Raw genomic sequence first — 5208 nt, forward strand, 5'->3', positions numbered from 1 at the left:
GCCGACCCGCCGCCGGCCGACCCGCCGCCGGCCAGTTCACCGCTGCCCGGCGGGTCGTCGGCCGACGGGCCGGTGGTCAGGAACGTCGGGCCATCTTGATGGTCTTCTCGAGTTCGGTGCGGTCGACCTCGGCGACGCGGCCGTTGGTCGGGACGGTGGGGATGTGACCGCCGCCGAGGACGAGGTCGGTGGTGTGACGCAGCCCCATGTCCTTCTGTTCGACGTCGAGGATGGCCTCCTCGACCCGGTACAGCTTCTCGATCTTGGCGACCTTGGCCTCGACCTGCGCGGCGACGATGCGCAGCCGGCGCTCGGCCTTGGCCAGGCGCCGTTCCAGGCGGCGGTCGACCAGGTTCGGCATCGGCTCGTCGCGCTCGGTCGGGTCGTGCAGGTAGAGCTCGACGGCGACGGCGACCAGCGGGATCAGCGCCTGGAACAGGACCACCGCACCGCCGGTGGTCGCCCCGGCCGTGCCCTGGCTGCGCACGAGCACGCCGGCGACCGACAGCAGCAGGAAGATCGCCGTGGTCAGGCCGAGCGCGAGCGCGGACGAGCGGGACTCGACGAGCTGCTCGCGCACGTCCGGATCGATCTTGAGCCGGCCGGCGTCGGCATCGACGAGCATCTGCTTCTGTGCCCGGGCGAGGATGGACGCCTTGATGCCGTGCGCCAGCGCCACTCCGGCGATGAACACCGCGACCCCGAGCAGACCACCGAGCCACCACTCGGGACCGTAGCCCCCGACGTCGGCGAGCACCGCGTACGACTGGGCGAACACGTAGAAGTCCAGCGCGGCGAGCACGGTGAGGACGACCTTGCGGGCGGCTTCGGCCAGCGCCATCTGCGGGATGCGCTCCTGCACCCCGACGCTGCGCCACAGCCGGCCCTGCTCGACCTTGTTCTTGATCAGCTCGCTGCGGCGTTCCCGGCGTTCGGCCCGGGAGTCGATCTCCATCCGCAGCTCGGCGATCAGCTCCTCCAGGGTGCGACCATCTGCGCGCACGGAGGCCCGGACCTCCTGCACCTCGGCGTCCTCGAGGCTCTTGAGGACCTTCGGTCGGGTCTCCGCGCCGGCAAGCGCCACGTCGGCGTCCCCGACCCGGCGGATGAGCTGCTTGGCCAGACGTCCTGGCTGGTTTCCCCTGCGCAGCACCGTTTCAGGCTCCTGTTTCCGTCGTCGGTGGGCGTCGGTTGACGGGGGCGGACCGTCGGTCGACGGGCGCGGGCGTCATCGTGGGCGTCATCAGTCGATGGGACGGGCGAAGGTACCGCCGACGAAGCAGAGCATCGCGCAGACGATGCCCAGGACCGAGGCGACCATCGCCTCCCGGGCGCCCTGCTGCTCGTCCCCGGAGAACACCATGGTCAGCACCAGGGTGCCGACACCGACGACCGCGCCGACCACGCCGAGCAGGAACCGGCGCTGGATGGTCTCTCGCGGCGGCAGCTGGGACAACGCGTCGATCGGGGCGATCCGTCCGGCGCGGGCCTGGTTACCGACCCGGCGGCGGATGTCGCGCAGTCGGAAGGTGTTGCCGGCGATGAAGAAGCTCACCGCGGTCACGATCATCGAGCCGGTGACCGACACCCGGGCGAACGGCGACGACAACGTCAGCCACACCCACAGCTCGAGCACCGCCAGCAGGGCCAGGCAGGTGAGGATGACCACCGTTGAGCGCATGAGGGCCGGGCTGAAATGCTGGTCCTCCGGTTCGTGCAGGATGCCCATCGGTCGCCTCCTCGGCGTGGATCCCACTCGGGCCGGCACGGACGTCGGCGGTGGGGATGCAGCGGGTGATGCAAACGAGGCGTCGGTCGGATACGGGGTGGTCGGATACGGGGTGTCCGGGGGGCGGGCGGCGGAGGCGGAAGGGTGCGGGCTAGCCACAGTCGCTGCTGATCCGCCGGCACAGCTCGCCCTTGAGATAACGGGCGAGCTCCTGCTGGGGGCGGTCCGCGCTGCCCTCGTTGACGCCGAGGAAGCGGACCCTGACCGGGCTGACCGAGCTGATCTGCCTGGTCTCGAAGCACCGTTTCACCACGGCCTCGGCGATCGTGACGGACGCCGTCTTGCCGTCGACGTTCAGGCAGTCGGTCTGCTCGCCGGTACCGAGCAGGTCGGACCACACCAGCGCCGTCACCGACGTGACCTTGACGCCGGGGGTGGCGCGCACCGTGGCGACCTCGTCGTTGATCCCGGCCAGCAGCGGGGTGGCGCTGCCGGTCGGGCCGACCTTCGCCGACTGGACCACGTGGCTGATCTCGGTGCCGAGTGCCTTCGACGCGGCGGTACGGTCCTTTGTCTCCCGCGCGCTGTTGTTCCGTTTGATCTGGAACATCTGGTCGCCGTGGAAGCAGTCGGAGTAGATCATCGGGCCGCCGGCGGTGGCGACGAGGCGGATGTAGGAACCGTCGCGCAGCGCTTCGTCCAGATACGGCTGGACCCGGTTGGCCACCCGGGTCGCGGTCGCCGCCGAGTTGTCGGTGACGTCCAGCAGCACGAGCAGCAGCGGTGCGCCGTTCGCCGGGGCCTTCTTCTCGTACATCGAGCAGTCCAGCGGGCCGGACGCCTTGGCCGTGCCCAGCAGGCCGCCGGGGTCACACGCGGTCAGCGCCGGGATGGCCAGCAGCGACAGCGCGACCAGCGGTGCGAGCCGGCGGGCGAAACAGGCCCTGCGCGGCGGCCGGACGGCCCTGCGCAGGGACAGGCGGTGCGTCATCGAAGCACGATCTCCACTCGGCGTCGGCTCGCATCGGGGACGCCGTCCCGCGCGCCCTGCTCGCCCCGGCCCTCGACGTCCAGCACTGAGCTGGGAATGTTCTGTGTGGCCAGCCACGTCTCGACCGCCTTGGCACGGTCGAGCGACAGTTTCTGGTTGTCCTCGGTGCGGCCGAGTCCGTCGCTGTAGCCGATCACCGAGATTCGGCCGGGATGCTCGCGCACCGCGGGCAGGATCTGCTCGAGCGCCGTCACCGCCTGCGGCATCAGCGTGCTGCTGTTCGAGTCGAACAGATAGTCGGAACTGACCGTCGTCACCTGGCTGCCGTCCGGCTGGGTGACGAACTTGCTCAGTGGGGGCAACGGGTCGGCGCTGACCGCCGGGGCGGCCCGGGTCGCCTGCGGCGCGGCGACGAACGACGGCCCGCCGCTGCCGGCTCCACACCCGGCCGCGGCCAGCCCCACGGTGAGTGCCAGGGCGACACCCGCGCACATTCGGGTACCCGAAGTCGGGCATGGGCGGACAGCCGGGGTGCCGCGCCTGGGCGTGGCATCTCCGGGTGCGCAGTGAGCGAGGTCCACGGTCTGCCCCCAACGGCGAATGCGGGGCCTACCATAACGGGGGCGTTCAGGGCTCCCCGTGACACCCGTGGGTGTTGTGCGCGTAGTGGGACGTACTGGTTCTACGTTGAGGACCCGGGCCGGCTGGTGACGAAAATCGATGTTGACGGCACGTATGCGCCCCGCTCGGGTCCCCACTGCCCCCAGGTCGCGGTCAGGCTCGCGGGCCACTCGGGTTCCAGCAGGTCAAGCAGGGTGAGCCCGGCCCCGACGATCTCCCGGACGCGGTCGCCGACCGTGCGGTGCGTCTCGGTGTAGACGGCCCTGCCGGCGTCGTCGTGTTCGGTGTAGGCCCGGCGGTCGAAGTAGCTGTGGTAGATGCGCAGGCCGGTCTTCTCATCCGGTTCGTCCGGCAGGCACCAGACGAACGGGTGGGTGGTGGAGAACACCCACCGCCCGCCCGGGCGCAGCACCCGGGCGACCTCGCGCATCAGCGCGGCCGAGTCGGCCACGAACGGGACGGCACCGAACGCCGAGCAGGCCAGGTCGACACTGGCATCGGCGAACGGCAGTGCCACCGCGTCGCCCTGCACCAGCGGCACCTCGATGCCGGTGCGTGCCCCGAGCGCCCGGGCCTGCGCGAGCTGACCGCCGGACAGGTCCATCCCGACCACCCGTGCCCCGGCGCCCCGCAGCCAGCGGGCGCACTGGGCACCGCCGCACCCGATCTCGAGCACGGTGCGCCCGGCCACGTCGCCGAGCAGGTGCAGGTCGGACTCGCGCAGCCCCTCCGGGCTCCAGCAGAAGTCGCTGTCGCCGAGGAACTCGCCGTGCTCGGCCTGGTAGTCGGCCGCGGTGTCGTCCCAGTAGATCCGGCTGGCCTGGCGGGCGGTGTCGGCGTCGATGTCGACGTAACCGTAGGCCGGGGTGCCGGTCGGGATCGGGGTGTCGGTCGGGGTGTCGGTCACGGGGTGCCTTCGTGGTTGACGGCGGTGCCGATCACGGCCCGGTCCTCGGCGACGGTGATCGGGGTGTAGACGATCGGGGCGCCGGACTGCCGGTCGACCAGCCGGCCGCGGCGGCTTTCCCCGACCAGCCGGGCCCGCCCCTCCAACGAACGCAGGCTCACCTCGCGGTCCGCCGGGCCGAACGGGCCCGTTCCGGCGAGGCCGGCCTGGGTGGGGTTCTCCGTCGCGTAGACCCGCACGATGGTGCCCGGCACGATCGTCCAGCGCAGCACCGTGCCGCCGAGGGTGGCCCGGGCCTCCAGATCCAGCACCGGCCGTGGCCGGGCGACGGCCCGGATGACGACCTGGCTGGCATCCACCGGGGCCAGCGCGTCCGACCCCTCGGGGCCGGCGACCCACACCCGGTAGCGGTAGACCGCGCCCGGGGAGACGTCGGCGTCCAGGAAGTGCCCGCCGACCCCCCGGAAGCGCCGCTTGGCACCCGACAACGCCGACGACTCGGCGAACGTCCGCTCGATGACCACCTCGTCATGATCGGGCATCGGCCGCCAGGACAGCTCCACCGCATCCCCGGACATCGTCGCCCGCAGCACCGTCACCGCCGGGGCCAGCACCCGCGCCGGGGTCCGCGCCGCCGCCGAACGCAGCCGTCCGGACGCACCCGCCAGCACCGCGACCACCTCGTGCCAGTACTCCACCCCACGGGGCACCCCGGCGTCGGACAGCTCGGTCGCGGTGGTGATCCCCAGCCCGCGCTCGCGCCGGCCACCCGGCGCGGACGTGTCGGCGAGCACCCGTGACACCCGGTAGGACACCCCCGGCGTGGCCGACGGCTCCCAGCGCAGCACCACCGCGCCCTCCTGCACCTGCGCGCTCAGATCGGTCGGCGCCGCAGGTACTCCCGCCACCCCGGCCGGCGGCGTGCCCGCACCGGCCGGGCCCGCCGGGCCGACCTCGACC

General features: G+C 72.3%; 5 protein-coding genes and 1 pseudogene. All 6 read right to left on the bottom strand.

The window, feature by feature from the left end; all coding sequences use genetic code 11:
- Positions 1–76 precede the first annotated feature (76 nt).
- A complete protein-coding gene (locus ND747_RS19880) occupies positions 77–1153 on the bottom strand; it encodes a hypothetical protein (RefSeq protein WP_251735333.1) in 1077 nt (358 codons plus the stop codon).
- Between the two features lie 90 nt (positions 1154–1243).
- Positions 1244–1729 (bottom strand): hypothetical protein, encoded by a 486-nt coding sequence (locus ND747_RS19885; RefSeq protein WP_251735335.1) that lies wholly within the window; start codon positions 1727–1729, stop codon positions 1244–1246.
- A 151-nt stretch (positions 1730–1880) separates the two neighbouring features.
- Positions 1881–2720: a hypothetical protein gene (locus ND747_RS19890; protein ID WP_251735337.1), complete on the bottom strand. Its 840-nt coding sequence runs from the start codon at positions 2718–2720 to the stop codon at positions 1881–1883.
- On the bottom strand, positions 2717–3214 hold the full coding sequence (locus tag ND747_RS19895; protein WP_251735338.1) for an OmpA family protein: 498 nt from the start codon (positions 3212–3214) through the stop codon (positions 2717–2719). The genes ND747_RS19890 and ND747_RS19895 overlap by 4 nt, the downstream gene beginning before the upstream one ends.
- A gap of 188 nt (positions 3215–3402) precedes the next feature.
- Positions 3403–4248 (bottom strand): class I SAM-dependent methyltransferase, encoded by an 846-nt coding sequence (locus tag ND747_RS19900; RefSeq protein ID WP_251735340.1) that lies wholly within the window; start codon positions 4246–4248, stop codon positions 3403–3405.
- Positions 4245–5208, bottom strand: a pseudogene (locus ND747_RS19905) (serine/threonine protein kinase); the annotation flags it as partial. The gene ND747_RS19900 and the pseudogene ND747_RS19905, both read right to left, overlap by 4 nt.

This window comes from Frankia sp. R82, assembly GCF_023716925.1.
GTDB lineage: Bacteria > Actinomycetota > Actinomycetes > Frankiales > Frankiaceae > Frankia.

Excerpts from the sequence above, each read along its gene's own strand:
- ND747_RS19895 (WP_251735338.1), bottom strand. The coding sequence starts at position 3,214 with ATGTGCGCGGGTGTCGCCCTGGCACTCACCGTGGGGCTGGCCGCGGCC.
- ND747_RS19885 (WP_251735335.1), bottom strand. The coding sequence starts at position 1,729 with ATGGGCATCCTGCACGAACCGGAGGACCAGCATTTCAGCCCGGCCCTC.
- ND747_RS19890 (WP_251735337.1), bottom strand. The coding sequence starts at position 2,720 with ATGACGCACCGCCTGTCCCTGCGCAGGGCCGTCCGGCCGCCGCGCAGG.